This is a genomic window from Vibrio sp. Vb1980 (genome assembly GCF_033338615.1).
Taxonomy (GTDB): Bacteria; Pseudomonadota; Gammaproteobacteria; order Enterobacterales; family Vibrionaceae; genus Vibrio; species Vibrio alginolyticus.
In genome coordinates this window covers 353,751-380,721 of the sequence record NZ_JAWOSZ010000003.1, presented here as the reverse complement: position 1 = coordinate 380,721, position 26,971 = coordinate 353,751, and the positions used below count along the sequence as shown (strand labels likewise).

26 protein-coding genes and 1 tRNA gene are annotated in these 26,971 nt (G+C 44.4%); 18 read left to right on the top strand and 9 right to left on the bottom strand.

Annotated elements, in window-relative coordinates:
• The first annotated feature begins 1 nt into the window (after position 1).
• Positions 2-613, top strand: a complete 612-nt coding sequence (locus tag R7F64_RS08190) for a TIGR04211 family SH3 domain-containing protein (RefSeq protein ID WP_005379900.1) — start codon at positions 2-4, stop codon at positions 611-613.
• 88 nt (positions 614-701) lie between these two features.
• Here R7F64_RS08190 and ggt read toward each other — a convergent pair whose 3' ends face one another.
• The 3 genes from ggt to R7F64_RS08175 all read right to left on the bottom strand — a co-directional run bounded on the left by ggt (position 702) and on the right by R7F64_RS08175 (position 5,038).
• Positions 702-2,462: a gamma-glutamyltransferase gene (gene ggt, locus R7F64_RS08185; protein WP_318071595.1), complete on the bottom strand. Its 1,761-nt coding sequence runs from the start codon at positions 2,460-2,462 to the stop codon at positions 702-704.
• A 273-nt stretch (positions 2,463-2,735) separates the two neighbouring features.
• On the bottom strand, positions 2,736-3,422 hold the full coding sequence (locus R7F64_RS08180; RefSeq protein ID WP_005379904.1) for a general secretion pathway protein GspB: 687 nt from the start codon (positions 3,420-3,422) through the stop codon (positions 2,736-2,738).
• Positions 3,422-5,038: an ExeA family protein gene (locus R7F64_RS08175; RefSeq protein ID WP_025768392.1), complete on the bottom strand. Its 1,617-nt coding sequence runs from the start codon at positions 5,036-5,038 to the stop codon at positions 3,422-3,424. Before R7F64_RS08175 ends, R7F64_RS08180 begins: the two co-directional genes overlap by 1 nt.
• Before the next feature lie 137 nt (positions 5,039-5,175).
• On the opposite strand from R7F64_RS08175, the gene R7F64_RS08170 reads away from it, so the two are divergent.
• Positions 5,176-6,396 carry a multifunctional CCA addition/repair protein gene (locus tag R7F64_RS08170; RefSeq protein WP_005379907.1) on the top strand — a complete coding sequence of 407 codons (1,221 nt, stop codon included), beginning with the start codon at positions 5,176-5,178 and terminating at the stop codon, positions 6,394-6,396.
• A 52-nt stretch (positions 6,397-6,448) separates the two neighbouring features.
• On the opposite strand, the gene R7F64_RS08165 is transcribed toward R7F64_RS08170, so the two are convergent.
• Genes R7F64_RS08165 through folB form a run of 3 tightly spaced genes read right to left on the bottom strand, consistent with a single transcriptional unit; the run spans position 6,449 to position 8,105 of the window.
• On the bottom strand, positions 6,449-7,252 hold the full coding sequence (locus R7F64_RS08165) for an undecaprenyl-diphosphate phosphatase (RefSeq protein ID WP_017820255.1): 804 nt from the start codon (positions 7,250-7,252) through the stop codon (positions 6,449-6,451).
• Between the two features lie 14 nt (positions 7,253-7,266).
• Positions 7,267-7,749: a 2-amino-4-hydroxy-6-hydroxymethyldihydropteridine diphosphokinase gene (gene folK, locus R7F64_RS08160; protein WP_025768391.1), complete on the bottom strand. Its 483-nt coding sequence runs from the start codon at positions 7,747-7,749 to the stop codon at positions 7,267-7,269.
• Positions 7,746-8,105: a bifunctional dihydroneopterin aldolase/7,8-dihydroneopterin epimerase gene (gene folB, locus R7F64_RS08155; RefSeq protein WP_005379859.1), complete on the bottom strand. Its 360-nt coding sequence runs from the start codon at positions 8,103-8,105 to the stop codon at positions 7,746-7,748. Before folB ends, folK begins: the two co-directional genes overlap by 4 nt.
• Before the next feature lie 250 nt (positions 8,106-8,355).
• On the opposite strand from folB, the gene plsY reads away from it, so the two are divergent.
• A complete protein-coding gene (gene plsY, locus R7F64_RS08150) occupies positions 8,356-8,967 on the top strand; it encodes a glycerol-3-phosphate 1-O-acyltransferase PlsY (RefSeq protein ID WP_318071594.1) in 612 nt (203 codons plus the stop codon).
• 34 nt (positions 8,968-9,001) lie between these two features.
• On the opposite strand, the gene R7F64_RS08145 is transcribed toward plsY, so the two are convergent.
• Positions 9,002-9,817 (bottom strand): alpha/beta fold hydrolase, encoded by an 816-nt coding sequence (locus R7F64_RS08145; RefSeq protein WP_017635973.1) that lies wholly within the window; start codon positions 9,815-9,817, stop codon positions 9,002-9,004.
• Positions 9,818-9,993: 176 nt separating this feature from the next.
• Entirely contained in the window at positions 9,994-11,010 is a 1,017-nt protein-coding gene (gene tsaD / locus R7F64_RS08140) for a tRNA (adenosine(37)-N6)-threonylcarbamoyltransferase complex transferase subunit TsaD (RefSeq protein ID WP_005379854.1), read from the bottom strand.
• Positions 11,011-11,240: 230 nt separating this feature from the next.
• Between tsaD and rpsU the strand changes: the two genes are divergently transcribed.
• From rpsU to R7F64_RS08095, 9 genes are all read left to right on the top strand, one after another.
• Positions 11,241-11,456: a 30S ribosomal protein S21 gene (rpsU, locus tag R7F64_RS08135; protein WP_001145625.1), complete on the top strand. Its 216-nt coding sequence runs from the start codon at positions 11,241-11,243 to the stop codon at positions 11,454-11,456.
• A 27-nt stretch (positions 11,457-11,483) separates the two neighbouring features.
• Complete coding sequence (locus tag R7F64_RS08130; RefSeq protein ID WP_005379720.1) at positions 11,484-11,927, top strand: GatB/YqeY domain-containing protein; 444 nt, start codon at positions 11,484-11,486, stop codon at positions 11,925-11,927.
• A 149-nt stretch (positions 11,928-12,076) separates the two neighbouring features.
• On the top strand, positions 12,077-13,843 hold the full coding sequence (dnaG, locus tag R7F64_RS08125; RefSeq protein WP_047101965.1) for a DNA primase: 1,767 nt from the start codon (positions 12,077-12,079) through the stop codon (positions 13,841-13,843).
• A 99-nt stretch (positions 13,844-13,942) separates the two neighbouring features.
• A complete protein-coding gene (rpoD, locus tag R7F64_RS08120) occupies positions 13,943-15,805 on the top strand; it encodes an RNA polymerase sigma factor RpoD (RefSeq protein WP_005395986.1) in 1,863 nt (620 codons plus the stop codon).
• A 155-nt stretch (positions 15,806-15,960) separates the two neighbouring features.
• Positions 15,961-16,036, top strand: a tRNA-Ile gene (locus tag R7F64_RS08115).
• Positions 16,037-16,134: 98 nt separating this feature from the next.
• Positions 16,135-17,226 carry a site-specific integrase gene (locus tag R7F64_RS08110; protein ID WP_318071593.1) on the top strand — a complete coding sequence of 364 codons (1,092 nt, stop codon included), beginning with the start codon at positions 16,135-16,137 and terminating at the stop codon, positions 17,224-17,226.
• 296 nt (positions 17,227-17,522) lie between these two features.
• The gene (locus tag R7F64_RS08105; protein WP_318071592.1) at positions 17,523-18,590 is read left to right on the top strand and encodes a DUF262 domain-containing protein; all 1,068 of its coding nucleotides are present in this window, start codon (positions 17,523-17,525) and stop codon (positions 18,588-18,590) included.
• Positions 18,583-19,722 carry a DUF3696 domain-containing protein gene (locus tag R7F64_RS08100; RefSeq protein WP_318071591.1) on the top strand — a complete coding sequence of 380 codons (1,140 nt, stop codon included), beginning with the start codon at positions 18,583-18,585 and terminating at the stop codon, positions 19,720-19,722. Before R7F64_RS08105 ends, R7F64_RS08100 begins: the two co-directional genes overlap by 8 nt.
• Positions 19,723-19,728: 6 nt before the next feature.
• Positions 19,729-20,652, top strand: coding sequence for a hypothetical protein (locus R7F64_RS08095; RefSeq protein WP_318071590.1), 924 nt, complete (start codon positions 19,729-19,731; stop codon positions 20,650-20,652).
• A 1-nt stretch (position 20,653) separates the two neighbouring features.
• Here R7F64_RS08095 and R7F64_RS08090 read toward each other — a convergent pair whose 3' ends face one another.
• On the bottom strand, positions 20,654-21,772 hold the full coding sequence (locus R7F64_RS08090; protein WP_318071589.1) for a DNA methyltransferase: 1,119 nt from the start codon (positions 21,770-21,772) through the stop codon (positions 20,654-20,656).
• 1,131 nt (positions 21,773-22,903) lie between these two features.
• On the opposite strand from R7F64_RS08090, the gene R7F64_RS08085 reads away from it, so the two are divergent.
• The 6 genes from R7F64_RS08085 to R7F64_RS08060 all read left to right on the top strand — a co-directional run bounded on the left by R7F64_RS08085 (position 22,904) and on the right by R7F64_RS08060 (position 26,970).
• Positions 22,904-23,143 carry a hypothetical protein gene (locus tag R7F64_RS08085; protein WP_017048924.1) on the top strand — a complete coding sequence of 80 codons (240 nt, stop codon included), beginning with the start codon at positions 22,904-22,906 and terminating at the stop codon, positions 23,141-23,143.
• A 1-nt stretch (position 23,144) separates the two neighbouring features.
• On the top strand, positions 23,145-23,489 hold the full coding sequence (locus R7F64_RS08080; protein WP_318071588.1) for a TraK family protein: 345 nt from the start codon (positions 23,145-23,147) through the stop codon (positions 23,487-23,489).
• Between the two features lie 343 nt (positions 23,490-23,832).
• Positions 23,833-24,195: a conjugal transfer transcriptional regulator TraJ gene (traJ, locus tag R7F64_RS08075; RefSeq protein WP_318071587.1), complete on the top strand. Its 363-nt coding sequence runs from the start codon at positions 23,833-23,835 to the stop codon at positions 24,193-24,195.
• Positions 24,196-24,200: 5 nt separating this feature from the next.
• On the top strand, positions 24,201-25,973 hold the full coding sequence (gene traI / locus R7F64_RS08070) for a TraI/MobA(P) family conjugative relaxase (RefSeq protein WP_318071586.1): 1,773 nt from the start codon (positions 24,201-24,203) through the stop codon (positions 25,971-25,973).
• 29 nt (positions 25,974-26,002) lie between these two features.
• Entirely contained in the window at positions 26,003-26,779 is a 777-nt protein-coding gene (gene trbJ, locus R7F64_RS08065) for a P-type conjugative transfer protein TrbJ (protein WP_318071585.1), read from the top strand.
• A 2-nt stretch (positions 26,780-26,781) separates the two neighbouring features.
• Positions 26,782-26,970 carry a hypothetical protein gene (locus R7F64_RS08060; RefSeq protein WP_213963424.1) on the top strand — a complete coding sequence of 63 codons (189 nt, stop codon included), beginning with the start codon at positions 26,782-26,784 and terminating at the stop codon, positions 26,968-26,970.
• The last annotated feature ends 1 nt before the right edge of the window (position 26,971 follow it).

The following is a 26,971-nucleotide window of genomic DNA, read 5'->3' as shown; positions in this document are numbered from 1 at the left end:
TGTGAAAAAACTAATCATCACGGTTTTGTTTACTTTGCTAGCAGCGCCAGCGGCCCTAGCAGCAGACCGTTATATTTCTGATGACCTCTTCACTTTTATGCACTCAGGTCCAAATAACACCTACCGTATTATTGGTAGTGTTAACGCCGGTTCTAAAGTACAACTGATTAAAACCAACCGAGATACTGGCTACACGCAAGTTCGTGATGACCGTGGTCGCACTGGTTGGGTACAAAGCAAGTTTGTGACAAACCAAGAGAGCATGGCAATTCGCCTTCCTCGCATTGAGAAAGAGCTAGCCGAAGTAAAAGAGCAGCTTGCTAATGCTCGTCAAACTTCTGATGCAGAGAAAGCAGGTCTTGTTACCTCTCTCGAAACACGTAACCAACAAATTTCAGATCTAGAAAATAAATACTCTGAGATCAGTGATCAGCTTACTTCTGTTGAAACAGAAAACCGCGAGCTACGCGCAAAGCTGGATACACAAAAAGATGACATGCTGCTTAAGTACTTCACTTATGGCGGCGGTGTTGCAGGTTTAGGTTTACTATTTGGTTTGATTCTTCCGCATGTCATGCCTCGTAGAAAGCGCTCTCCTGCGGGTTGGGCATAAACCCTTACGCTTTTATCTTTAAAAAGAACGCAAAAGCCAGTCGATATTGACTGGCTTTTTAGTTTGCTTCGTTTGATAGAAGTGAGTACTACTCCCCCATTGAACTAGAGGCTCGACGACGATCCGTTGCGCCATAAAGCTTGCCATCTTTTAGCTCAATTGCATTCAAACCGCTTACCACTGGAATAACGTGCACTGGGTAGCCAAGCTCCATAAACTCAGGCACCAACATTTCTGCGAACGTTTTCTTTTCCACCAGCAAACCAGTCGGGTCATAAGACTTGGTGCGGTCTATCTTAGTGCCATACTGGATGTTTGGTAAGTCAATAGCCTCTTGCGCTGATAAATTCCAATCCAGCACCCCAACCACGGTTTTGAGTACATACCCCGGGATTTGTGAACTACCTGGTGACCCAACCACCAAACGCAAGTTATCATCACTGTCCATCACCATTAATGGCGTAATAGCCGAACGTGGACGCTTGCCCGCTTCAATTGAGTTTTGCGTAGGCTTGCCCGCTTCAATTGAGTTTTGCGTAGGCTTGCCGTTAACCGTTGGCTGAGGTGAGAAGTTAGCCATCTGCGCATTCAAGATAACGCCATCGACCATCACACCCGAGCCCATACCCGTGCCAACGGTGCTGGTCATCGCAATTGCATTTCCATCTCTATCGACGATAGAAATATGCCCTGTATCTTTGCTCTCGAAGCCTTGATATTGCGCATACTGAGTTTGCGTTATCTGTCCTGCTTTTGGATCCTCTTTTAAAGTGCCATTATCAGGGATTAAATCACGTCTCTGATCTAGATAGGCTTTAGACAACAACTGTTCAACTGGCGTTTCCACATAATCCGGATCTCCGGCATATGCAATACGATCGGCTTTTGCAATTCGCATCGCTTCAGTCATGAGACGCCAAGGTTCCACATCCGTTTTCGCCATATGGGCAATGTCATAGGGTGCGAGCAGTTCAAGACTCTGAGCGACCATCACACCGCCCGAAGCTGGGTAACCAAAAGAGACGATTTTATTCCCACGGTAGTCGCTCTCAATGATGTCACGCTGCTTCACTTGGTAATGTTTAAAATCTTCTAAAGACAACTTCTCGTGTTGGTCATCAATACGACTATTAACCGTCTCTACGATGTGCTGACCAAGCTCACCACCATAAAGGTAACGATCGCCTTGTTGCGCGATCTTCCTCAGCGTCTCAGCCATCTTAGGGTTCTTCATCAAGGTTCCCGTCGGCTTAATATCGTCCCCTTGCCAATACAAGGCTTTCACTTCCGGATCTTGCTCAAGTCGGCTTTGCTCTCTTACTACGATGTCGTAGGTGTAGCTGTTCATCGCGTACCCATTGCTCGCCAATGTAATCGCCGGCTTAATCAGCTCTGCCCATGGCAACTTGCCATATTGTTCATGAGTGGTGTAAAGCAACCGCAATGTGCCCGGAACCGCAACAGAACGAGGGCCTAATATTTCGTTGCGACTGAGTACTTCCCCATTCTCAACAAACATTTCAGGGTTCGCGCTAGAGGGCGCTTCATCTCGACCATCAAGGGCCAGAAATTTTTTCTCGTCATGTTGATAAAACAGCGCGAAAGTCCCGCCGCCAATTCCGGTCATATCTGGCTCAACGACAGACATCACCATCTGCATCGCGACCATAGCATCAACAGCATTACCGCCTTCTTTCAATATTGAGTAACCGGTACTGCTCACGTAAGGATTCGTCGCACTGACCATGAAATCTTGCCCGCGACTATCTGGTGTAACTGGGAATGGGTCTGGCTTTGCTGCATAGCTTGTCGATGCAACAATGCTTAAAGAAAAAATCAGAATACGCATGTGTCTCTGTTTAGACTCCTATTATGTGATGGGGTCTAACGTGGACCAAGTCATTACTCCGAAGTTCGTGAAGATGGTGTCTTTTTACACAACGCTGACTGGAATCGCGCTATCAATAGATGAATGATATTGGTGCTATTTAAACGACTGAGGAAAGCTATATTTTGCTTGTTTGAGTATCTAGAAATCATCACCAGAATAGATGCAAAAGATGCTCTGAAAAATAAAAAGCCAGCGATATGATTTCGCTGGCTTGATGTGTTTCTACAAGAGTTACCCTTTCCACTCATACAACGCTGGTATACGAATTTGCTCACCTTGGAACTCAACAATCACAGCTTGCGGTTGTATTTCTCTTAGAGTGACCTGATCATCAACGACATCCCCCTGATGATACTCAACATTGTTAATTTTCACCCAACGGCGATTTTCATCACTAGCGTACATATGGGTTTGCAAATTAAGCGCAGGTAGACGCCCTTGCCACTGGTGAGCGTTGCGCTCTAAATCGTTCACGCGTGCCGTTTGTGATGACGAATTGTCATCATCTCGGGATAAGGCATTTTCGACCTTCCTAGCTAAATCTGGAGATAATGAGGATAAATCCAGATCATCCAAAGACAACCCGAGGTCCTCTTCAGCAGCAGAAGTCGTTTGGGTTGATGCTGAGTCGCGTGTTTCATCTCTGCTTGGTGTATGGCTCGTGTATTCATCGGGGGTGGTAAATGTACCAAAATCACGCGATAGCTCTGCACTTGGCCACTCTCTTGGCAATTGGGCCAACTGGGTGTTCTCTGGATAGTCTAATACTTTGAAAGGTGATACCACTTCGACCTTTTCTATCGGGGACGTTGTATCTACTTCAACACTCGGTGCAAAGAGATCTAAGTACCAAGCGACTCCGATAGCAGAAGCAGTGATTGGCAGCAAGAACAGACCTATATGTTTCACAGCTGACATTATGCGTCCTCCTTCTCTATTCTCGCCAGTTGAGGCGCATCTGGCTGAACATTTTGCTGAAGTCGGTCTAGCGTTCGCTTACCTGCAATACCATCGACACCAATTCCTTGCCAACGTTGAAATAACTCGACTCGCTCTTTCATCGCACCATCAAAAATAGACGTTTCAAGCAGTGGCTCACTCACCGCTTCTGCTAATAATCGGTCTAATACTTCAATCGCAGGGCCTTCCATGTCTAAACGTAATGTTTCATTCAGCGGAGCATGCCGCAGTTCGATAATATTGCCCTGCCACAACGGCTTTAGCCACGAAACTGGCAGACGCAGACGCTGCTTGCCATTGAGCACTTCAGCTTGGTCATTACCGACGGCATATAGAATGACATACCCAACATCACCTTGATAATTCAACTCCAAGATCACAGGGCGATTTTGTTGCATCAACAGCGGCCAAGTCGCCATTTTACGCTCACAACGCATAGTCGACTGCGGTTCTGACAAACAAAGATTATCGCGAACCGATGCTTGATACCCCCACAAACGATACAAATCATTTACAGCGAGGTTCGACTGTTTTTGTGTTAACAATAAATCACGCTGCTCATCCGTTAACTGTTGGCTTACGACGGTTGGTGTTGGCTCTACTCTTGGCTCCGTCACTTGTGTCAACACTGACGTCGCTTGAGCTGGCATATAATTCACGACCGCCCACCCCGTACTTAATGCAGCAATAAGGCCTACCGTGACAGAGCCCCAAGCAGGCCAACGGAAAGTCCGGCGCTCTTTTTTATCTTGCTGATAAATATCTGCCTGAAACTGCATCACCTCTTCACAGGCCTGCTGAACGGTTTGCTTATCCACCACCACATTACCCTGGTGATAACTAATGTTGAGGGATTTGTCACAGATAAGGTTGATGAGCCGCGGTATACCGTGACTGTATTTGGCTATAAGTTTACAAGAAGCACGATTAAACAGTTGCTGGTCGCCACCTGCTGTATGTAGTCGAAATGCGATGTAATCTTCTGTCTCTTTTTCATCCAACGGCAACAGGTGATAACGCCCGGTAATACGCTGGGCAAGTTGGCGTAGTTGTGTTGTTTGTAATAACCGCTGCAATTCAGGCTGCCCGACCAACAACACTTTGAGCAATTTTCTGGTATCGGTTTCCAAGTTGGTCAACAAGCGCAACTGCTCTAGAACGTCGGCAGCAAGGTGTTGAGCCTCATCAATGACCAGCAATGTCTGCCAGCCTGAACGATAATTACGCAGCAAATATTGATGGATAACCTGGTTTAGCTGTTTGAGGTTTGCATCTGGCGGATAGGTGATTTTGAACTCATCGCAAATGGCTTCGAGCAAGTCTCTACTCGAAAACGTGGGATTGAGAATAAGACCCGCTTTGGTGTTATCACCCAAATTCGCCAGCATCGCTTTTGCGACGGTCGTTTTGCCTGTACCTACTTCGCCAGTAAGCATAGCAAAGCCACCGCCATCGCCTAGCCCAGCTTGGAGATGTGTGATTGCCTCTTTGTGACGTTGGCTTAAATACAAATAACGTGAGTTTGGAACAATCGAAAATGGTTGTTCGACAAACCCAAAAAAGTCCTTATACATTAGGCTCTCCAGCTAAAAAACCACCTGGGAATAGTCAGACATGGTATAAACGCTCTTCTTCTATTCTTAGGAGTAAAGAAAAGTACCATTGCTTGCTACAATGTCCAACGGCATATCCATAAATTAAGAGGTAATTCGTGCAAGTTTATTTAGTAGGTGGCGCAGTTCGAGATAAATTGCTCGGAATTGATAGTTATGACAACGACTGGGTGGTCGTAGGCGCGACGCCCGAGATGATGCTGTCCCAAGGATACACCGCCGTTGGTAAAGACTTTCCTGTATTTCTGCATCCCAAAAGTAAAGAAGAATATGCCCTTGCACGAACAGAGAGAAAGTCAGGTTCTGGTTACACTGGTTTTGAATGTTTCTTCGATCAAAACGTCACCTTAGAAGAAGATTTGATACGTCGTGATTTAACCATTAACGCGATGGCAATGGAGAGTGATGGCACGATCCATGACCCATATGGTGGCCAGCAAGATCTCAACGATAAACTGCTACGCCATGTATCAGACGCCTTTATTGAAGACCCTCTACGCGTTTTACGTGTCGCTCGCTTCGCAGCGAAGCTTGCTGATCTAAACTTTACGGTTGCCGACGAAACTATGCGGTTAATGCGTCACATGGCAGAATCTGGAGAGCTAAGTACACTGACTCCCGAGCGTGTTTGGCAAGAATGGCATAAATCTCTCTCTACTCCTCGTCCTGATATTTTCTTATCGGTTCTACGAGACTGTGGTGCATTAACCGTGGTGTTACCTGAAATTGATGCACTATTTGGCGTACCTCAACCTGAGAAGTGGCATCCAGAAATCGATACTGGCATCCATACTTTGATGGTGGCAGAGCAAGCCGCAAAATTGAGTAACTCACTCCCCGTCAGGTTTGCCGCCCAAGTGCATGACTTGGGTAAAGGCGTGACGCCAGAGAGCGAATGGCCAAGCCACAAAATGCATTGCCATACAGGATTAAAACTGATCAAAAAGCTGTGCGAACGTGTCCGGGTACCAAATGAGTTTCGTGATTTAGCCTTGATGGTGTGCGAACAGCACTCCAATATTCATCGCGCGGCTGAACTTAAACCACAAACCATAATTAAAATACTCAATAAACTTGATGTGTGGCGTAAGTCCGAACGTCTACAGGATATCTTGCTTTGCTGCCAAGCGGATCACGCTGGTCGTAAAGGACTGGAAACGCAACCATATCCACAGGCGGATATTTTTAGGCAAGCCTACCAAGCAGCAGCGGCAGTTGACGTTCAAGCCATTATCAAAGAGGGCTTTAAAGGCCCTGCGATTCGTGACGAGCAAGAAAAACGACGTATTGAAGCAGTGAAAGCAGCACTTAAGAAGTAACGAACAAACAAAAACGCCCGCGGATTTCGCGGGCGTTTTTCGTTAACATCAATTATGCACTTAATAGAAAAGCGAACAAACCGACGCCCAAAATGAGACGGTAAATCACAAACGGTGTCATGCCCATGCGTGAAATCATCTTCAAGAAGAAGTGGATACAGATGTACGCACTGATAAACGATGTGATAATGCCAGTCATTAAGAAACCAACATGGACAGGTTCACCACTGGTCACTAACTTCATGCCTAAGTAGCTACCAGCTAATGTAATGATTGGGATCGACATTAAAAATGAAAAGCGCGCAGCCGCTTCTCGAGTAAAGCCAAGGTAAAGCGCTGCTGTGATGGTCGCCCCTGAACGTGAAGTTCCAGGAATCATCGCTAAGGCTTGAGCAATACCGATAAATACAGCTTTCTTCCAACCCGTTTGGTATTCATCGGCAACGAGTTTAGCGTTTTTGTCTACCCACCATAGCAACAGGCCAAATACGATCGTAGTAGTCGCGATAACGTAAGCGCTACGTAGATACACTTCAATGATGTCTTTCATCAATAAGCCGAACACACAAGCTGGAATCGTCGCAATCACGATCATCCAAGCCAATTTAGCTTCTTTACTGCGATCTCCTTTAAAGATCGAAGCAAATAACGCTTGAAACAAAGTGATTACTTCATGACGAAAATAGATCACGACAGCCATTAATGTACCGACGTGAACAGCAACATCAAAGGCCAGACCTTGATCTTCCCATCCTAAAATAGCGGAAGGCAGGATCAAATGGGCAGAGCTTGAGATAGGCAAAAACTCTGTCAGCCCCTGAATCAGAGCCAAAATAAAGGCTTCAAAATAACTCATGTAAACAACTCAAATTAAAAATGAAAGGAAACGGGTTTGAGCGAATCGACTGGCTGCATAGCATGCCAAATGTCTGCGACTGTGCGTCCATCGCCTGGGATCACTAATTGCGGTTCGAGATCATACAACGGCTTTGTGACAAAAGGATATTTGTAGATATCACTGCGAGGTAGCTCAGGTTTTTTCTTGGAGACGCGCTCACCGAACAACACTATATCGAGATCCAGTGTTCGATCCTGATACTTTTGCGCGTTTTCTTCGCGTCCCCACTTAAATTCAATCTCGCGTAGTTGATGGCTCAACTCTTCTAATGACAACTCGGTACGCATTGCAACGACAAAGTTGTAGAAATTATTGCTACTAAAACCAATAGGTTCGCATTCATATATCGGTGATACGAGGAGATTTTTTCCAAGCCGTTGCAGCTCCTGATACGCAGCAAGCACATGTTGCTCTCTTTCTACGTTCGTCCCAACACCGATATAGGTGGTGATCATGCTCGGCCTCGCTCAATCACCACACCAACAGCACGTGCTTGTGGCACGGCGCCAGGCTTCGCTAGGCGGATTTTCACCCAAGGCACTGAGAAACGCAGCATGATAAGCTCTGCTACTTCTTCAGCCACGCGCTCGACCAGTAAGAAACGACCATTTTCAATGTGGTTAAGTACCGCCTCACTCACCTGCGAATAATCCAGTGCATCTTGCACATCATCACTTTTGCCCGCAGGTTTATTATCGTGTGCCATTTCAATATCTAGAACCAACTTTTGTTTGATTTGTTGTTCCCAGTCGTACACGCCAATGGTGGTGATTACTTCTAACTGTTCAATAAAAACTTTATCCAGAGCCATCTTATGTCCTTCTATTACAGAGGTCGGATACCCGTGAGGGGTAATTTGATCGTAGTATTCTATACCTAAGTAACATTTACTTTGGTCATCACAATGTTACTTAGGTATAAACTGCGAAAGCATCTTTATATACAAGAAATCACATAATGCAAGCTCTATCACAGTGAGGATTTCTGCATTATGTAAATTCGGGGTATGATAGCAACTACGCGGGAACCGAGCATTAAATTCCAATCCATCAAGGACTTCTATGGACGCACTGGCACTGATAATGACAATGGCCGCCTATTTATTAGGTTCGGTTTCCAGTGCGGTTTTGATCTGTCGACTCTTAAAACTGCCAGACCCACGCAGTGTGGGATCTAACAATCCTGGAGCAACGAACGTATTGCGTATTGGCGGACGAGGAGCCGCTGTTTCAGTCTTGTTGTGTGATATGCTCAAAGGCACTATCCCCGTGTGGGGCGGATACTTTCTTGGTATCGACCCTATCATTCTTGGCGTCATCGCCATTGCTGCCTGTCTTGGCCACATGTACCCCATCTTTTTCCACTTTAAAGGCGGAAAAGGTGTCGCAACCGCGCTTGGCGCTATCGCTCCGATTGGTTTGGACTTAACAGGACTGGTAATGTTAACTTGGCTGTCAGTAGCCGCGCTATTCCGCTATTCATCCTTAGCGGCTCTCGTCACGGTTTTGGTCACTCCGTTGTATACTTGGATGTTTAAACCGCAATACACGTTACCTGTTGCTATGCTGTGCTGCTTAATCGTATTTAAGCATCATCAAAATATTCGGCGGCTTTTATCTGGCGACGAGCCAAAAATCGGCGAGAAAAAACTGACACAAAAAAACTCGGCTTAATGCCGAGCTTTTCGTTTAAAGAAGGGTGCATTGGTTACGCATGAACTCGATTCAGGAAGTTCAACAACATCTGGTTGACGAACTCAGGTTGTTCTAAACAACTGATATGTCCCGCTTGGGGAATCTCCACCAACTCACTGCCTGTGATACAGTCTTTCATTAAATAAGATTCAAAAACTGGACGTGGTTTATCTTCACAGCCCACTGCAATTAACGTCGGCAGAGCAAATTTTTCCGAATCCTCAATCACATCCCGGCGACCAAACACCATACGCCCTATGCGAGCGACTTCCACCGCACGCTCACCGTTCAGCTCTTCTAAACTGCGTTTGAATGAAGCGACAAGTTCAGGGTTATCCTGATTGACGTTGTTGGCAAAGAACAGCGGCACAACGGCTTCAATAATTGGCGCAGGCACTGCTTGGACTTGGCTGATGGTATCAAGCATTGCAAAATACTTCTTATACGTAACTTCTGGCTCCCAGCCAATGAAGGTATCCATCAATACCAGTGACTTAACACGTTGCGGCGCTTGAGCCGTTAGCTCTGCTCCCCACATGCCGCCAACAGATAAGCCCACTATCGAGAACTCTTCGATATCTAAATGATCCATCAATGCCAACATATGCTGTGCATAGTCGGCCAATGACTGTGTCGATGCAGGTGCAGCGTCCGATTCACCATGTGCCCAAAGATCTGGCACAATACAACGGAATGACTGGCTTAAAACCTCAACTTGTGGCGCCCACATTTGGCTATCCCAAAGGTAACTATGACCAAATAGAAGCACAGGGCCCTCACCTTTATCTAGATAAGCAAGTTGCTGACCTTCAATTTCAAACTTATTCATTGTTATATCCATTTCTTATTCTTCCACGTCATCCTAGCACTGAAACAATAGCGAACTGATCGCATCAGTCAGAATGTAAAACGAGGCGGTTCATTGAATAATTAAAAATAAAGGCCTCTGAGGAGCAGAGACCTTTATTACACAGAACCGGTTTCAAACCTACCGCATAAATTTGATTAAGCAACAGGTGTTAGTTGATCAATTGGCCAACGTGGACGAGCCTCTACTGACATATCAGCCACTTCGCCATTCTTCAAGCGCTGCATGCCTGCGTAAGCGATCATCGCACCGTTATCTGTACAGAACTCAGTACGTGGGTAGTAAACTTCGCCGCCAACTTTCTTCGCTAACTTCTCTAACTCAGCTCGCAAACGACGGTTAGCACTCACACCACCAGCAATAACAATGCGTTTCATGCCTGTTTGCTCAAGCGCGCGCTTACATTTAATAGCCAACGTAGCACACACAGCTTCTTCAAATGCTAATGCGATGTCCGCGCGAGTTTGCTCGTCATCACCGTTTGCAGCAATCGTGTTAGCCGTAAAGGTTTTTAGACCAGAGAAACTCATGTCCAAACCTGGCACATTCGTCATTGGGCGCGGGAACTTAAAGCGGCCCGGTGTACCTTTTTCCGCCAGTTTAGATAATAGTGGACCGCCTGGGTAATCCAAACCCATTAGCTTCGCTGTTTTATCAAACGCTTCTCCCGCCGCATCATCAATCGACTCACCTAGAATTTTGTACTCACCGATGCCTCTCACTTCCACCATCATAGAGTGGCCGCCCGATACTAATACCGCCACAAACGGGAACGGTGGAGGGTTATCTTCCAACATTGGGGCCAATAGGTGACCTTCCATATGATGAACAGGTACCGCTGGCACTCCCCAAGCATAAGCAATACTGCGACCGATAGTCGCACCCACTAATAGCGCCCCAACAAGACCAGGCCCCGCGGTATACGCGACACCATCGATGTCTTTTGAAGTTAAGTTCGCTTCTTTTAGTGCCTCTTTAATAAGAGGAATGGTTTTCTTTACGTGGTCACGTGAAGCCAACTCAGGCACCACACCGCCGTAATCTGCGTGCAGTTTTACTTGGCTGTATAGCTTGTGTGACAAGAGACCGTTTTCATCGTCATAAATTGCAATGCCAGTCTCGTCACAAGAGGTTTCAATACCAATAATGCGCATGGTTTTCTCAGTATGCTTTCTGTATAGAGGAAATTTGGGCGTCATATTACCTCGCCTTGGTGCTGCAAACAAATTTTGTACAGACAATAATCGACAAAAGGCTTTACAAAGTAGTTGTGATCGGATTAAAATTCCGCACCATTTTTGATCAAGCTGGTAAGAGACCTAACAATTGTGATTTGGTCTGTTGAATACCAGCGTTAACGAATAACCCCTGAGGTGAAAGGCATATGCCAGTAGTTAAAGTACGTGAAAACGAACCGTTCGACGTTGCTCTACGTCGTTTTAAGCGCTCTTGCGAAAAAGCAGGTATCCTTTCTGAAGTGCGTCGTCGTGAGCACTACGAAAAACCAACTACAGTTCGCAAACGCGCTAAAGCAGCGGCTCAAAAGCGTCACGCTAAGAAGCTAGCTCGCGAAAACGCTCGTCGCGTTCGCCTGTACTAATAACTGAGCTCCAAAAGGAATTTAGTTATGGCTCTGATTGATCAACTCAAAGAAGAGCAAAAATTAGCGATGAAAGCCAAGGACAAATTGCGCCTTGGTACTATTCGTTTAGCCCTATCAGCAATCAAGCAACGTGAAGTTGACGAACAGATTACTCTGAACGATGACGACATTCTTGCAGTATTGACCAAGATGGTTAAACAACGTCGCGACTCTGTAGCGCAGTTTGAAGCAGCGGGTCGTCAAGATCTTGCTGATGCGGAACAAGCAGAAATTACCGTTCTTGAGGACTTTATGCCTCAACCACTGACAGACGAAGAAGTAGCGGCTCTCATCGAGAACGCGATTGCTGAATCTGGCGCAGCTGGCATGCAAGACATGGGCAAAGTAATGGGCGTTCTGAAACCGCAAATTCAAGGGCGTGCAGATATGGGTAAAGTAAGCGGTTTAGTTCGCGCTAAATTGGCTTAAGGTACCCCACCCAATTGCAGCAAGCCGTGCTATCCTTTGGAGCGCACGGCTTGTTTGTATCTGGATGGATGGAATGAAATCAATGAGCAATACGCTCATTCTTTTAAGGCATTCACTCCACTCATCATCTTCTTTTTTTGTTAGGTTTTATGGCTGGACACATCCCTCGCAGTTTTATCGATGACCTTCTAGCTCGACTTGATATTGTCGATATCATCGACGCACGTGTGAAACTTAAGAAAAAAGGCAAAAACTACGGCGCATGCTGCCCGTTCCACAACGAAAAGACACCCTCATTCAGTGTCAGTCAAGAAAAGCAGTTCTACCATTGTTTTGGTTGTGGCGCGCATGGAAATGCCATCGATTTTTTGATGGAATTCGACCGACTAGAATTCGTCGAAGCCATTGAAGAACTCGCTTCATACTTGGGTTTAGATGTTCCTCGCGAACAACGTAGCGGCGGTAATGGTTCGTTTCAGTCAGGCCCACAAGCAAGCAGCAGTGAAAAACGTAACCTATACGACTTAATGGGCAGCATTGCTCAATTTTATCGTAACCAACTCAAACAGCCAGCAAGTAAGGTGGCGATTGAGTATCTAAAAGATCGCGGCCTGTCTGGTGAAATCGTCCAGAAGTTTGGCATCGGCTATGTGGCTGATGAATGGGATTTAGTTCGTAAGAACTTTGGTCAGAATAAAGAAAGCCAAGACATGCTCGTCACTGGCGGCATGTTGATTGAAAACGATAAAGGCAACCGCTACGACCGATTCCGTGGTCGAGTGATGTTTCCTATTCGAGATAGACGCGGCCGAGTAATAGGCTTTGGTGGTCGAGTATTAGGTGATGGGACACCAAAATATCTCAACTCACCCGAAACCCCGATATTTCATAAAGGTAAAGAGTTGTATGGCCTATATGAAGTACTACAAGCGTATCGTGAGCCACCACAAATTTTAGTGGTTGAAGGCTATATGGATGTTGTCGCGCTTGCTCAATATGGCGTAGATTATTCCGTTGCCTCATTGGGAACCTCGACAACGGGCGATCACTTGCAGGTGTTATTCAGGCAAACAAGCACCGTCGTGTGTTGTTATGACGGTGACCGCGCAGGCCGTGAAGCCGCGTGGCGTGCCATGGAAAATGCATTGCCTTACCTAACGGATGGTCGCCAGTTAAAATTCATGTTTTTGCCGGACGGAGAAGATCCCGACTCTTATATCCGACAAAACGGAAAACAAGCATTTGAGCAGCAAGTGTCTAATGCGATGCCCTTGTCTGAATTCATGTTCAGCTCATTGACTCAGCAGGTCGATATGAGCACGAAAGAAGGCATGGCCAAACTGAGTACTCTTGCGGTTCCTCTCATTGATAAAGTCCCTGGCGGCACTTTAAGACTATACTTGAGAGAATTGCTTGGCCGCCGTTTGGGTTTGGTTGATGAACGCCAACTACAGCAGCTAATTTCAAAACAAGGTAAAGAGGATAAAAGGCCTCAACCTCATAAAGAAATCAAGCGAACGCCGATGCGAGAAGTGATCGCGTTACTGATTCAAAACCCACAATACGTAAGTATGGTGCCAGATCTAACTAGCGTTAGAGATTTGCCCATTCCTGGTCTAAGTTTATTTGTTGATGTACTTGATAAATGCCAAGCGCATCCCCATATCAACACAGGCCAATTATTAGAGCATTGGCGAAACAGCCAAAATGAGACCCTTCTGTCTCGTCTCGCGAGTTGGGACATTCCACTCGATGAGGACAACCAAGAAGAAATCTTTTTAGACTCACTGGATAAAATTATTGCCCAGTGCGTAGAAAAACAAATTGAAAACCTGCAGGCCAAAGCAAGAAGTGTCGGTTTATCAGCCGAAGAGAAAAGGGAGCTGCTAGCACTTATGCTAGATTTAAAAGCGTAACCCTGTTTAATTAGTCAGCAACGATTTAATTTGTTATAGTAAGTGGTTTGCATTTCGCATACTGATTCCTTCACCAGATTACGAAGTTGGATACCGTCTATGGATCACAATCCGCAGTCACAGCTAAAGTCACTTGTTATTAAAGGCAAGGAACAAGGCTATCTGACCTACGCCGAAGTAAATGACCACCTACCTGCTGAAATCGTAGATTCAGAACAGGTAGAAGACATCATTCAGATGATCAACGACATGGGCATTAAGGTAGTAGAAACTGCTCCTGATGCTGATGATTTAGCACTGAACGATGACACAAATATTACCGATGAAGATGCAGCCGAAGCTGCAGCCGCTGCACTTTCTAGCGTAGAGAGTGAGATTGGTCGTACAACAGACCCAGTACGTATGTACATGCGTGAGATGGGTACTGTCGAACTTCTAACTCGCGAAGGCGAAATCGACATCGCAAAACGTATTGAAGAAGGTATTAACCAAGTTCAATCGTCTGTTGCTGAATACCCAGGCACAATTCCGTACATTCTTGAGCAATTTGACAAAGTTCAAGCTGAAGAACTACGTCTTACAGACCTAATTTCAGGTTTTGTAGATCCAGATGCTGACGACACCGCTGCACCAACGGCAACACACATCGGTTCTGAACTGACTGAATCTCAGTTAGAAGAAGAAGACGATGAAGACGTTGATGACGACGAAGATAGCGATGACGATTCAGATGATTCTGAAGAAGATGTAGGTATCGATCCAGAATTAGCGCTAGAGAAATTCAACCAACTACGCAGCACCTATCAAAATCTTCAATTAGCAATCAATGAGTACGGCTATAACAGCCCGAAAGCAACCGTTGCTAATGAAATGATGCTAGACGTATTCCGCGAGTTTCGTCTAACGCCTAAACAGTTTGATCACCTAGTGAATGAACTGCGTACTGCTATGGATCGCGTTCGTACACAAGAGCGTCTGATCATGAAGTCCGTGGTTGAATACGGCAAAATGCCGAAGAAATCATTCATCGCGCTGTTCACTGGTAATGAATCAAGTGAAGCTTGGCTGGATGAAGTTCTTGCGTCAGACAAGCCATACGCTGAAAAGATCAAACGTAACGAAGAAGAAATCCGTCGTTCAATCGCTAAGCTAAAAATGATTGAAGAAGAGACTTCTCTAAACGTACAGAACATTAAAGACATCAGCCGTCGTATGTCTATCGGTGAAGCAAAAGCTCGCCGTGCGAAGAAAGAGATGGTTGAAGCGAACTTGCGTCTTGTAATTTCTATCGCGAAGAAATACACCAACCGTGGCCTACAGTTCTTGGATCTGATCCAGGAAGGTAACATCGGTCTGATGAAAGCGGTAGATAAGTTCGAATATCGTCGTGGTTACAAGTTCTCGACTTACGCAACGTGGTGGATCCGTCAGGCAATCACTCGTTCAATCGCGGACCAAGCACGTACGATTCGTATCCCGGTACACATGATCGAAACGATCAACAAGCTAAACCGTATCTCTCGTCAAATGTTGCAAGAGATGGGTCGTGAGCCACTACCGGAAGAACTGGCAGAGCGCATGCAAATGCCAGAAGACAAGATTCGTAAAGTTCTAAAAATCGCTAAAGAGCCTATCTCAATGGAGACACCAATCGGTGACGACGAAGATTCGCATCTAGGTGATTTTATCGAAGATACAACGCTAGAACTTCCGTTAGATTCTGCAACTGCAACTAGCCTTAAGGTGGCAACAAAAGACGTGCTTGCAGGTCTAACGCCACGCGAAGCGAAAGTACTTCGTATGCGTTTTGGTATCGACATGAATACTGACCATACTCTAGAAGAAGTTGGTAAGCAGTTCGACGTTACTCGTGAGCGTATCCGTCAGATCGAAGCAAAAGCACTACGTAAACTTCGCCACCCAAGCCGCTCAGAGACTCTGCGCAGCTTCCTAGACGAATAATCGCAGCGCATACAAGCTTTTAGAAATCAAAAAAGGTGACTTTAGGTCACCTTTTTTATTATCTACTGTTCTAAGTGGATAAAAACTAAGCGCAATTGCCCTAGTTGGTATCTAGACACCTTGCAACGCTTCCCCTATAATCGTTGTCCTATTAAGGCCCCTTAGCTCAGTGGTTAGAGCAGTCGACTCATAATCGATTGGTCCGCAGTTCAAGTCTGCGAGGGGCCACCATTCAAATCAAGCACTTACTGCTTACCCTTCTTTGAATGTTGCCTTTTATTTCGTCCCGAGGTACAAAATCAGTACAGTACGCATTCGGGAGTACTCACATGGCAACTTTAGTTAAAACTTCTTCAGGTACCTGGAAAGCCGTTATTCGAAAAACCGGCTGGCCGACGACGTCTAAAACTTTTCGTCTCAAACGCGATGCCGAGGATTGGGCAAGACGCACCGAAGATGAAATCGTGCGTGGCGTGTATATCAAACGTTCCTCATCTGAACGCCTCACCATTGAAGAAGCGTTAAAACGCTACCTGGCAGAAATCTCACCGACCAAACGACCGGCGACCGCTGCCTGTGACGCGAGACATTCCAAACCGATTATCAAAGCCCTGGGAAAATACTCCCTGGCCGCCCTGACGCCCGAGATCATTGCCAAGTATCGAGACGACCGGTTAGCTGGCCTGGACCGTTGCGACGCCAGAGGTAACCCGGCCCCTAAGCCACGCTCACCTAATACCGTGCGCATTGACCTGGCCCTGCTAAGTCACCTGTACAATATTGCGATTAAAGAATGGGGTATCGGCCTGGCCATTAACCCGGTCCAGAATATTCGTAAGCCCTCCCCGCCTTCTGGCCGGGAACGACGCTTAACTGAGGAAGAAGAGTTACAGCTCCTGGAAGCCGTTGAAGCGCACACCAATCCGATGTTGGCCTGGATTGTTCGTATCGCGCTGGAAACCGGTATGCGTTCCTCTGAAATCACTTCTCTGCGCCGCTCTCAGGTTGATTTGAAAAAGCGTGTGGTTTTCCTAGTCGAAACCAAAAACACCATGCCGAGAACCGTTCCGCTTTCTCTCCTGGCGTTAGAATCCTTTAAGCAGGCGATTAATAATCCGGTACGGCCCATTGATACCGACCTGATTTTCTTTGGCGAACCAGGCAAAGACGGCAAGCGACGCCCGTACAACTTCAACAAAGTGTGGATGAAGATCAAAGCCAAGATTGGCCTGAAGGATTTTAAATTCCACGACCTGCGCCACGAGAGCGTCAGCCGCTTAGTTGAAGGCGGGCTAAGTGATCAGCAAGTCGCCGCCATCAGCGGCCATAAATCGATGCAGATGCTGCGCCGCTACACGCACCTAAGAGCCGAAGACCTGGTTGAAGAACTGGACGCAATTGCCAAAGGGAGAAAGGCTTAGTCAAAAGCGCCCCTCAAATGTCAATAAAATGAAGATTAAGCCCGGTGTAACCTGGCTGTGAGCAATCGTCAGGACTGGTTTATTGACATTTGGGGGGGCGAGACCAAAGTCACCAAAAAACTTAGTCCCTTTCCTCATCGCTGAAACAAAAAACAATTTCTAAAGAAAGCGAATGCATAATTAAAAAGTCTAACAAACCAGGTTATGTAGCAGCTCAACAATATTCCACAAAGAAAAAGCTTAATGGCTTTTTTGCGGTACAATAAACTCATGACTACAAGACGACACCAATACCCATGAATGATGAAACTAAAGATTACAATGTACCATTTGATCCATCTCGTATTAAGATGGATTCGAAAGTACAGTCTATCTATGCCTTGATGTTGAGACTAGAACATGGGGAGATTGTTACACCAACCTATCAACGCGATAAAGTGTGGAACAATGACGCAAAAAGTAGACTTATTGAATCACTCATTGTTCGAATTCCTATTCCGGTCTTCTATATGGACGCTACAGATGAAGAGCGTTGGAAAGTCGTTGATGGCCTCCAACGTTTAACGGCTTTGAAAGAGTTTCTAATCGACAAGTCTCTAAAATTGACTGGACTAGAGTACATAAAGGAGTTGGAGGGATATGGATACGATAAGCTCCCTAGAGCTTTCCAGCGCCGAATTCTCGAAACTGATGTTACTGTAATACATATTAATCCCGGTACTCCCGAAGATGTCAAATACAACATTTTCAAGCGAATTAACACTGGAGGATTACCTCTATCAGATCAAGAAATAAGACATGCACTAAATGATGGAAAAGCTACACCAACACTTCTAGAGTTAGTAGATAATCTTGATTTCGAAAAAACTTGGACCAAAGGTGATGATGACAATACTAGAATGAGTCTCAATGAACTTGTTCTACGTGCTTTCTCTCTTTGGTTTTTACCTGAGGAAAAAATATACAACTCAAGCATAGATGCATACCTTACTGAAGGGATGAAAGCAATCAATGCTGCAGATAGTGCAACTATCGAAGTAAAAAAAGTCAATTTTTCTGATGCATATAAAACCATAGAGAAAATATTTGGTGAGCAAGCTTTTAGAAAAATAAAATCGAATGGAAGAGGTAAAAGCCCTGTAAATAAAAACGTTTATGAAATGTGGATGTTTGCTCTTAAAGATTTCACAAAACAAGATAGAAATAAGCTTATTGACAACAAGGATAAGGTTTTAGCCATGTTTATTGATTTACTTTCTCAAAAGAAATTTGACTACGCTGTAAGCTCAAGAAAAGGAGATACTATGAAGCTTAGAAACACAACGCTAAAAGACAAATTAACTGAGATAATTAAAAATGATTAATAACCTTTTCGTTAATAACTTTAAAAGCATTATTAATGAACCTTTCAAATTAGGCCCGCTAAATGTACTAAGTGGAGTGAATGGTTCGGGAAAGTCTACTATATGTCAAATATTTCTACTACTTAAAGAATACTTTGAACACTATAATGAAGGTGTTTCCACGGTTAGCCTGAACAACAAATATATGGATCTTGGAAGGATACAAGATATCCTTAACGAAGGAGCATCAGAGGAAAAAATAAATATATCGTTCCAATACGAAGGTGAAGAACATCATTTTGAACTCGATGCAAGTAGTGAACTCAGCACAAATGATTTTGCAAAAGTAAGCAGTACAGTACTAGACCATCATCGTTTAAAGTATATTTTCTCGAAAGTTAAGTATCTCCGAGCTGAAAGACTTGGTCCGAGAGTTGTTCAAGAAAAGGATGATTATTCCGTCAGAGTATTACAAGATATCGGTATATCAGGTGAGTTTGTAAACAGTTTCCTCGAATATTATGGAAAAGAAGTCGTTGATTTTGAAAATAGATTTCATATCAATTCAGAGTCAGAACAGCTTTCACATCAAGTAGGCCTGTGGCTCAATGAGATATCTCCAAATATTTCTTATAATACAAATGAGCTTCAAAATACTGATTTTGTAGGTGTACAGTATAGTTTTGCAACTAAAATGGGTCACTCTCAAGGTTATAGAGCTACAAACGTAGGGTTTGGAATATCTTATGTATTACCTGTCATTGTAATGTGCTTATCTGCATCTCCCGGTGATATTCTAATAATAGACACACCGGAAGCCCATCTACACCCTAAAGGACAAAGTAAAATTGGGGAGCTTCTCGCCAATACTGCAGCGGATGGTGTTCAAATTATTGTCGAAACACACAGCGATCACGTAATAAATGGCATTAGAAAGCAAGTAATAAAGAAAAAAATACAGCCAGAGAATACTAACTTCTACTATTTCAGCTTGATATCTGGTAAAGGAGTACTTTCACCATGTACAAAAGTAGTAAAACCTAAAGTCGATATTAATGGAATGTTTGATGTTTGGCCAGACGGTTTTTTTGATGAGTGGTCTTCATCTCTTAGTGAATTAATACAACTCAGATCTAACGATACTAAAGGATGAGAAACAATGATATTTCCTTTCAACGAAATTTCATTAGATAACTTGAATCATCAGAATGACATCGAACACTTTTATAGACAAATTGAAGAACTTATATGTTTATTAAATCTTGAGAAAATCCCAAATATAGTATTTAAGTCTGATTTTGTTTCTTTGAATATTAATGGAATCGGTAACATCCATGATATAATAAAAAAATCAGATCTAAAAGATGATGACGAAAGAGCTCTTTTATCAATAATTCAGAATACTCCTTATATCGATGAAGAAGCAATTCATCCTTATCAGATTACATATAGTGATATAGATGCTCACGGCCTTACTTATGCTTATAGCAAGGATATTGCAAGTATATCTATTCCCGGTGCAGATTGGGATCGTTTTTTCATTAATGCTAAAAAAATCTCAATAACTGATAATGCGGAGCTGAAAGAAGAGTTCATCACTATAAAGCACTTGGGGAATTTGAAAGAAATTCAAGGTAGCTGGTTAGAAGAGTTAATACCGATCGCTAGTTACTCAAATCAAGAAGAATTTTTAGAGTATATAGAAACACAATACTTAAAGATTATTATATCCAAAGATTGTATAGATAGCATTAAAGGATTAACGCTACCCAAAGTAAGAAAGCTTGACCGTTCACTTGAGATACTTAATAACTATTGCACTTCAAATTGGAAAGTAGGAAAACTCAGATATTCATCCATATCTGAGTTGGGTTTGCATGTAAGACCTGAAAGTGACTCAACGTTACAACAATACAGCGAACAAAGAACGTTCAAAAATGAGGATGGAGATAAAGAAGTATTCTCTCTTCACTTTGACATATCTGAAGGAGAACGAGCGTATATTAAAGGAGTAGTCACAGATAAAAGCATTTTTATTCCATATATAGGAAAACACTTAAGCACAAAAAAATTCCCAAAATAATTCATATGTATATAGGGGAGCAAGATGTACTAGAAACTGTAGATATTGCAGCTTGTATTTCATCAGCAACCCTATTATCAGATATAGTAGAACGTGTCTTTAATAAAGCTTCCATTGCAACTTGTTCTGATATTTTTTCCAAATCATTCTTAGATATTACTTTGTTATCAATATTCTCGAAATGTATTATTTCTTCCACAATATCTTGACCAAAGCGATTTTTAAACGTTCTTGTCTGGTCAAGAACAAGCTCTAACCCCATCGACAGACCAAGGTTTTTAACTATCTCTCCATTATATACTTTTGCCTTTTTTATCGTTGAATATTTACCAACTATAAAAATTAATCTTGAGCCTCTCTTTGAGACTCTTATCAACTCATTTAAAGACATACTGATGTCCTTACAGTATTGGGTCAATGTTCTAAATCTATTAGGCCTATTTTTTCTATTTGATCCTATTTCTGATTTCGCGATTTTTAAAATGTCATATCCTAACAGCTCTGTATTCTTTCTATATTGCTGATGATAGTTAAAAACATTAACATATGGTGGAGATGTTATGACGAGATCAATAGAATTAGCTCTAATTGGTATGTTTCTACAATCAAAGTTAATAGCATTCACATGCTTCTTACTATACGGCATTGACAACAATACAGAAAAAAAACCACTAACTATTCTATGAAACTTATAAAGATCATTAACGTTATCTAAAAGTACAATAAGAGAATCTCTAATAATTTTAGTGTATCTACACTCACTATTAACAGATAATAGATAGTCATAACCATCGTTAACATTATCTACATTTAAAATAACATTAAACTCTTTAGTTAGGCCTTCTCTTTTTTTTATAGATAACCTACAAAGCTCATAGACTTTAGATATTCTATTTGCAGCTGGATTAACATCCACACCTAGTGCAGAAATACCTTTTCTTGCACATTCATATAATACGGTACCGCTTCCTGAGAATGGATCTAATACTTTATAATTATCTTTAGCGTATACATCTAACAGTGCTTCTATAAGTTGAGGAGAGAACTGTCCATTCCATTTGAATAAATTATTTCTCGTTTTATTTTTAATATCTAAAACGTCTTGTGAAATAGGCACCATAAACTCAATTTATACTCAACAGAATTAATACAAAAAACAGCGCTATATATTAGCAGGTATACGTGAGATAACAAAGCGTTAGCTCTTGTTAAAGTAAGTATCTATCCCCTAGGACCAAAATAGCTAACGTTGCCAAGTGATTAGCCCATTTCCACGCCGTCACTTGGTACGAAGTCACTCAGACCTCGTAGACAGAGCACAACATCAAGTAAACAACTTTTTTACTATCTACATTATTTATTGCATGAATTGATGGAACTAGGCCAAGAACTTGTAACCTAGTCGGCTACACTCAGTCTACATCGTAGTCTCACTCAAACCTAAAGCCAAACGAGCAACATTGAACTTGGTTATTTATAATAAAAGAAAAATTTTCATATTTTCAAAACATTAGGCTGGACACATCCGAAACGAAAAGTGTCGCATTGACAAAAAACGAACAAAATGCATCCAAACTTAGTTTTATATTTCACGGTTGAGGATTGATACCGTTTTCTTATTGTTGCCTTAATTTAGCTTTAAAGAACAACCCACATCGACTCTGTATACCAAATAAGAGCTTTAGTGCATATAAAACATCACATCGATATGAAGAAAGTACGCCTATCAAGAAGTACATACCTATTGACACTTGAGGGGCACATTCACAACGACTAAGTAGCCATAGAGTGTGATCACTCAAAAACAAAAGTGACTTAAATCACAAGTACATATGCAACGAAAAGAAAATCATGATAGATGGTTTTTGCAAGTTAAGCGTATTACCCCCGAATTAATCCAACTCTACTGACTATCTCACTTACTTGATTCCATTCCTCTCTCTTTATTTATACATACAGAACAAAAGTAAATTTTAATAATTAAAACAACAGGATAAATAACCAACTCTATCAATAGAGATATTAATGTTCGATATACCGAAATCAAGAACGCTCAAAATCAGCAAAGACTCGATTTTAGCCGCTAAAAAATAGAAAACATCAAATCAAAAAACTTACGATATATCGAAAATTGTCGATAAAATTCACGAAAAGTATAGCTATACCACCGAAAATCCTCCATTTGACACGAAAACTCACATTTCATACGCTCAAATTCAAAGTAATAACGAACGTTACGAAGGAGAGCAACATGACGACTGAAGAATGGTTGTACAACAAATACGGAAATTCTCCGTTGCTGTCATTTACTCAGGTTGCGGAGATCCTGCATCGCAGTCCTGAAGGGTTGAGAATTACTCTTCGCACTAACTGTGATTTAGCCAACAAGCTGAAACCCAATCGACTCAAAATAGGCAGACGCGTTTATTTCAAGGTCTCCGATATCGCCAACTTAATTGACCAGGCTACCCCGGACAATATGGAGGCTTGAGATGTCGGATTACGTCAAAGAGCTGCAAGCCTGGATTATTCAGCGCCAGCCCAATACTCGCCCTCCCACCAAACAGGAAGTCCTTGCAACCTTCCTTGGCATTCAATCCTTCGTCGAAGAAGGCATTGAGGCCGGATATAACCTCAAAACCATTTGGGAGTACCTGACGGAGCAGAAATATATCTCGTTCCGCTATGAAACGTTTCTGCGCTACGTAAAGCAGTACATCGCGACGAAGTCCAAGCCCTGCACAACCAATAAGCCAGATGAAGAAAAGCAGAACGTTTCGCGCAAAATCAGCGGATTTTCGTTTGATGCCAAGCCAAATAAGCAGGACTTGATATGAATACGCAGCCACGCTGTTTACCCGCTGTCAGCTCGCAGTCGCGGCACTACCAACGCGCAACGCCAACACAACTTTGTGTGTGTTTTGCCTGTATTGATGTGGTTTGTTCGTGTTTTTGCCTGCTTTTGGGCTGGTTTACGCGCAATTGCGCGACAGCAGCGCAGCATACCTGCGATATCCAAAACACAGTTGCGGGTGATATTGCGGGCAGGATAGGTGAAGTGGTCCCCCCGACAAGTCGGCGGTTACCACTTCACTTCCCTTATTCGCGCCAGGGCGCTCAACGGTCATCCTGCCCTGCGGGGCCGAGTCAGTAACAGACGGTTCGAGACGGAGATAACACATGAATCATTCACAGAAAGTCACCAGGAAGAATACGACGCCAATCAAAGTCTATTGCCTGCCGGAAGAGCGTGAACTGATTGAAGCCAACGCCAAACAAGCCGGGCTGAGCGTATCCACTTACCTGCGCAGAATTGGTCAGGGACGCCAAGTGAAAAGCGTCGTCGATGCCGAGCAAGTGCGAGAACTGGTTAAGGTCAATGGCGATCTTGGCCGTCTTGGCGGTTTACTCAAACTCTGGCTGACCAACGATGTAAAAGCCGCGCAAATCGGTGCGCCGACCATCAAGGCCGTGCTGAACCGGATTGATATCACCAAAGATCAGATGAGCACCATCATGGAGTCGGTCTTGCGCCAAAGGTGATAGTCATGATTGTTAAACACATTCCGATGCGTTCCACGCACAAATCTGATTTTTCCGGCTTAATCAATTACCTCACCGATGCTCAAAGCAAAGAGCACCGCTTGGGACACGTAAAGCTGACGAACTGCCACGCTGATTCCATCCGGGACGCAATCAGCGAAGTGCTTGCCACTCAGCAGTCAAACACCCGGGCAAAGAACGATAAAACCTATCACCTGATCATCAGTTTCCGAGCCGGTGAACAGCTTGAGCAGGACGTGCTTTCAGAGATTGAAAATCGTGTGTGTGACAGCCTTGGATTTAACGATCACCAACGTATCAGCGCCGTGCACAACGACACGGACAATCTGCATATCCATGTTGCCATTAATAAGATTCATCCCACGCGCCACACCATGCATGAACCGTATGCCGCCTATCGAACCTTGGCCGAACAATGTGAACAGTTAGAAAAAGCATTTGGACTCCAGCAGGACAATCACACGCCGCAGCAAACTCACAACGCTGCGCGCGCGGCTGACATGGAGCAACACTCTGGTATTGAAAGTCTGGCTGGCTGGATTAAACGTGAGTGTATAGACGAGATTAAAGCCGCCCAGACCTGGGCTGGGCTGCACGATACCTGCCGCGCAAATGGCCTAACGCTATCGGCCAAAGGTAATGGCTTGGTTTTCTCGGCTAACAATGGCATCACGGTCAAAGCCAGTACCGTTGCCCGAGATCTTTCAAAACCCAAGTTAGAAGCTCGATTCGGCGTTTTCCAATCGGCTCAGTTCGATAGCAATCGCTCCGGCCAAGCCGCGCAGCGCAATTACCAAAAGCAACCGCTAAAAACACGCATCGATACCAGCGAACTGTATGCACGCTATCAGCGTGAGCAAAAGGCTCTCGCAACTCATAAGGCCACCGCTTTAGAGCAGCTTCGCCACAAGAAAAACCAGCAAATCATCAACGCCAAAAATAACAACAAGGTTCGCCGCGCCGCCATCAAGCTGACTGGCAGCGGTCGATTTACCAAACGCGTACTGTATTCCCAGGCGAGTCAGGCACTGCAAAGCCGCTTGGCCGCTATTCATAAACAATACCGACAAGAACGCCAACAGGTTTATCAAACTCACAGCAAGCGCACCTGGGCCGATTGGCTGAAACACCAAGCGCAACACGGCGACCAAACAGCATTAGCCGCGTTGCGAGCGCGAGAAGCAGCTCAGGCACTGAATGGCAACACGCTCCAGGGAAACGGACAGACACGAAAAGACCACGGCAGTGTGATCGATTCAATCACCAAAACCGGCACCGTTCTGTTTCGCTCCAAAAATGGCGCGGTCCGTGACGATGGTCAGCGCCTTCAGGTTTCAACTCAATCCGACTCCGAAGCGATAACTCAGGCGCTAAAAATAGCCCTGGAGCGTTATGGCAATCAAATCAGTGTCAATGGTTCTCCGGAATTTAAAGCTCGCGTGATCCGGGCAGCGGCAGACACCGGCCTGCCCCTCACTTTCAGCGATACAGGTCTGGAACAACGCCGACTCGCACTGCTGTCTGCCAATCATCAGGCCACACCGGCTAAGGCTCAACACCGTGGTGTTCCACCGATTGGCAAAGCGCCGCCTGGCATCAGGCGCAACACGCTCAGCACTCTTGCTCAGCTTGATGTCATGCGTTTTGACAAACCACAGGAGCAAAGGCCATCGGCGTTGGAACAACGCAAAGCGCAACTTCACGCTGAAATGGCTCAGAAAAAACAGAAACAAGCCAAGAAGAGCAGAAGTCGATAAACCACTTAAACGTCAGTAAGGAATACACGATGAAAATCAGCACAAAAATTTTAGCGGCTAAAATTCGTCTTTTAGCACTCGGCGGGATCATGGCGCACGCTAGCCCTGTTTGGTCCGGTATACCGGTGGCCGATGGCGTTAACCTGCAACAAAACATCATTTCAGCAATGGAAGCCGTGACGCAGACCGCCAAACAAATCCAGCAGTATCAGTCCCAATTGCAGCAATATGAAAACATGCTGCAAAACACTATGGCTCCGGCTTCCTACATCTGGGACCAGGCTCAATCCACGATTCATGATCTGACTCAGGCGACCAATACACTCGCCTACTATCAGAATCAGCTCGGCAGTCTGGACGAGTATCTAGGCAAATTTCAGGATGTGGCCTACTACCGCAGTTCACCTTGCTTTTCCTCGTCAGGATGCAGTGAAACGGAAAGGACTGCCATGATCCAAAACCGTCGCTTGGCCTCTGAATCTCAGAAAAAGGCCAACGACGCGTTATTCAACAACCTGGCACTCCAGCAAGACAACTTACAAACCGATGCCCGTCAGCTTCAGCGTTTGCAATCGGCCGCTCAGGGAGCCGATGGTCAGATGGCCGCCATCGGTTATGCCAATCAGCTTGCCAGTAACCATGCTAACCAACTGCTGCAAATCCGCAGTTTATTGATTGCTCAGCAAAACGCTGTGGGGGCTCGGATGCAGGCAGACGCCGATAAAGAGGCACTGCAACAAGCAGCCCACGAAGCACTTTTTGATTTTGGTTCGTCAACCGACCGTTCCCAAAACAGAGGGTTTTAAGCATGAAAATCACTTCATCTATCGCTTTGTGCCTGTTCACGTCATTGCTTCTGCTTGGCTGTGACCAATCACAAGACATCAAAAATATCGATTGCGACTCACCGAACCTGACCAAAGCCGAGAAACAACAAGCCAACTGCTTTTGGAACATGGGTGACCCTACCGATCGCAGCCAGAATAAGGGGTTCTGAT

Bases quoted from the DNA above. Each gene is read 5' to 3' on its own strand.
- ggt (WP_318071595.1), bottom strand. From the start codon at position 2,462: ATGCGTATTCTGATTTTTTCTTTAAGCATTGTTGCATCGACAAGCTAT.
- R7F64_RS08180 (WP_005379904.1), bottom strand. From the start codon at position 3,422: ATGTCAGCTGTGAAACATATAGGTCTGTTCTTGCTGCCAATCACTGCT.
- R7F64_RS08175 (WP_025768392.1), bottom strand. From the start codon at position 5,038: ATGTATAAGGACTTTTTTGGGTTTGTCGAACAACCATTTTCGATTGTT.
- R7F64_RS08165 (WP_017820255.1), bottom strand. From the start codon at position 7,252: ATGAGTTATTTTGAAGCCTTTATTTTGGCTCTGATTCAGGGGCTGACA.
- folK (WP_025768391.1), bottom strand. From the start codon at position 7,749: ATGATCACCACCTATATCGGTGTTGGGACGAACGTAGAAAGAGAGCAA.
- folB (WP_005379859.1), bottom strand. From the start codon at position 8,105: ATGGCTCTGGATAAAGTTTTTATTGAACAGTTAGAAGTAATCACCACC.
- plsY (WP_318071594.1), top strand. From the start codon at position 8,356: ATGGACGCACTGGCACTGATAATGACAATGGCCGCCTATTTATTAGGT.
- R7F64_RS08145 (WP_017635973.1), bottom strand. From the start codon at position 9,817: ATGAATAAGTTTGAAATTGAAGGTCAGCAACTTGCTTATCTAGATAAA.
- tsaD (WP_005379854.1), bottom strand. From the start codon at position 11,010: ATGCGCATTATTGGTATTGAAACCTCTTGTGACGAGACTGGCATTGCA.
- rpsU (WP_001145625.1), top strand. From the start codon at position 11,241: ATGCCAGTAGTTAAAGTACGTGAAAACGAACCGTTCGACGTTGCTCTA.
- R7F64_RS08130 (WP_005379720.1), top strand. From the start codon at position 11,484: ATGGCTCTGATTGATCAACTCAAAGAAGAGCAAAAATTAGCGATGAAA.
- dnaG (WP_047101965.1), top strand. From the start codon at position 12,077: ATGGCTGGACACATCCCTCGCAGTTTTATCGATGACCTTCTAGCTCGA.
- rpoD (WP_005395986.1), top strand. From the start codon at position 13,943: ATGGATCACAATCCGCAGTCACAGCTAAAGTCACTTGTTATTAAAGGC.
- R7F64_RS08110 (WP_318071593.1), top strand. From the start codon at position 16,135: ATGGCAACTTTAGTTAAAACTTCTTCAGGTACCTGGAAAGCCGTTATT.
- R7F64_RS08105 (WP_318071592.1), top strand. From the start codon at position 17,523: ATGAATGATGAAACTAAAGATTACAATGTACCATTTGATCCATCTCGT.
- R7F64_RS08100 (WP_318071591.1), top strand. From the start codon at position 18,583: ATGATTAATAACCTTTTCGTTAATAACTTTAAAAGCATTATTAATGAA.
- R7F64_RS08095 (WP_318071590.1), top strand. From the start codon at position 19,729: ATGATATTTCCTTTCAACGAAATTTCATTAGATAACTTGAATCATCAG.
- R7F64_RS08090 (WP_318071589.1), bottom strand. From the start codon at position 21,772: ATGGTGCCTATTTCACAAGACGTTTTAGATATTAAAAATAAAACGAGA.
- R7F64_RS08085 (WP_017048924.1), top strand. From the start codon at position 22,904: ATGACGACTGAAGAATGGTTGTACAACAAATACGGAAATTCTCCGTTG.
- R7F64_RS08080 (WP_318071588.1), top strand. From the start codon at position 23,145: ATGTCGGATTACGTCAAAGAGCTGCAAGCCTGGATTATTCAGCGCCAG.
- traJ (WP_318071587.1), top strand. From the start codon at position 23,833: ATGAATCATTCACAGAAAGTCACCAGGAAGAATACGACGCCAATCAAA.
- traI (WP_318071586.1), top strand. From the start codon at position 24,201: ATGATTGTTAAACACATTCCGATGCGTTCCACGCACAAATCTGATTTT.
- trbJ (WP_318071585.1), top strand. From the start codon at position 26,003: ATGAAAATCAGCACAAAAATTTTAGCGGCTAAAATTCGTCTTTTAGCA.
- R7F64_RS08060 (WP_213963424.1), top strand. From the start codon at position 26,782: ATGAAAATCACTTCATCTATCGCTTTGTGCCTGTTCACGTCATTGCTT.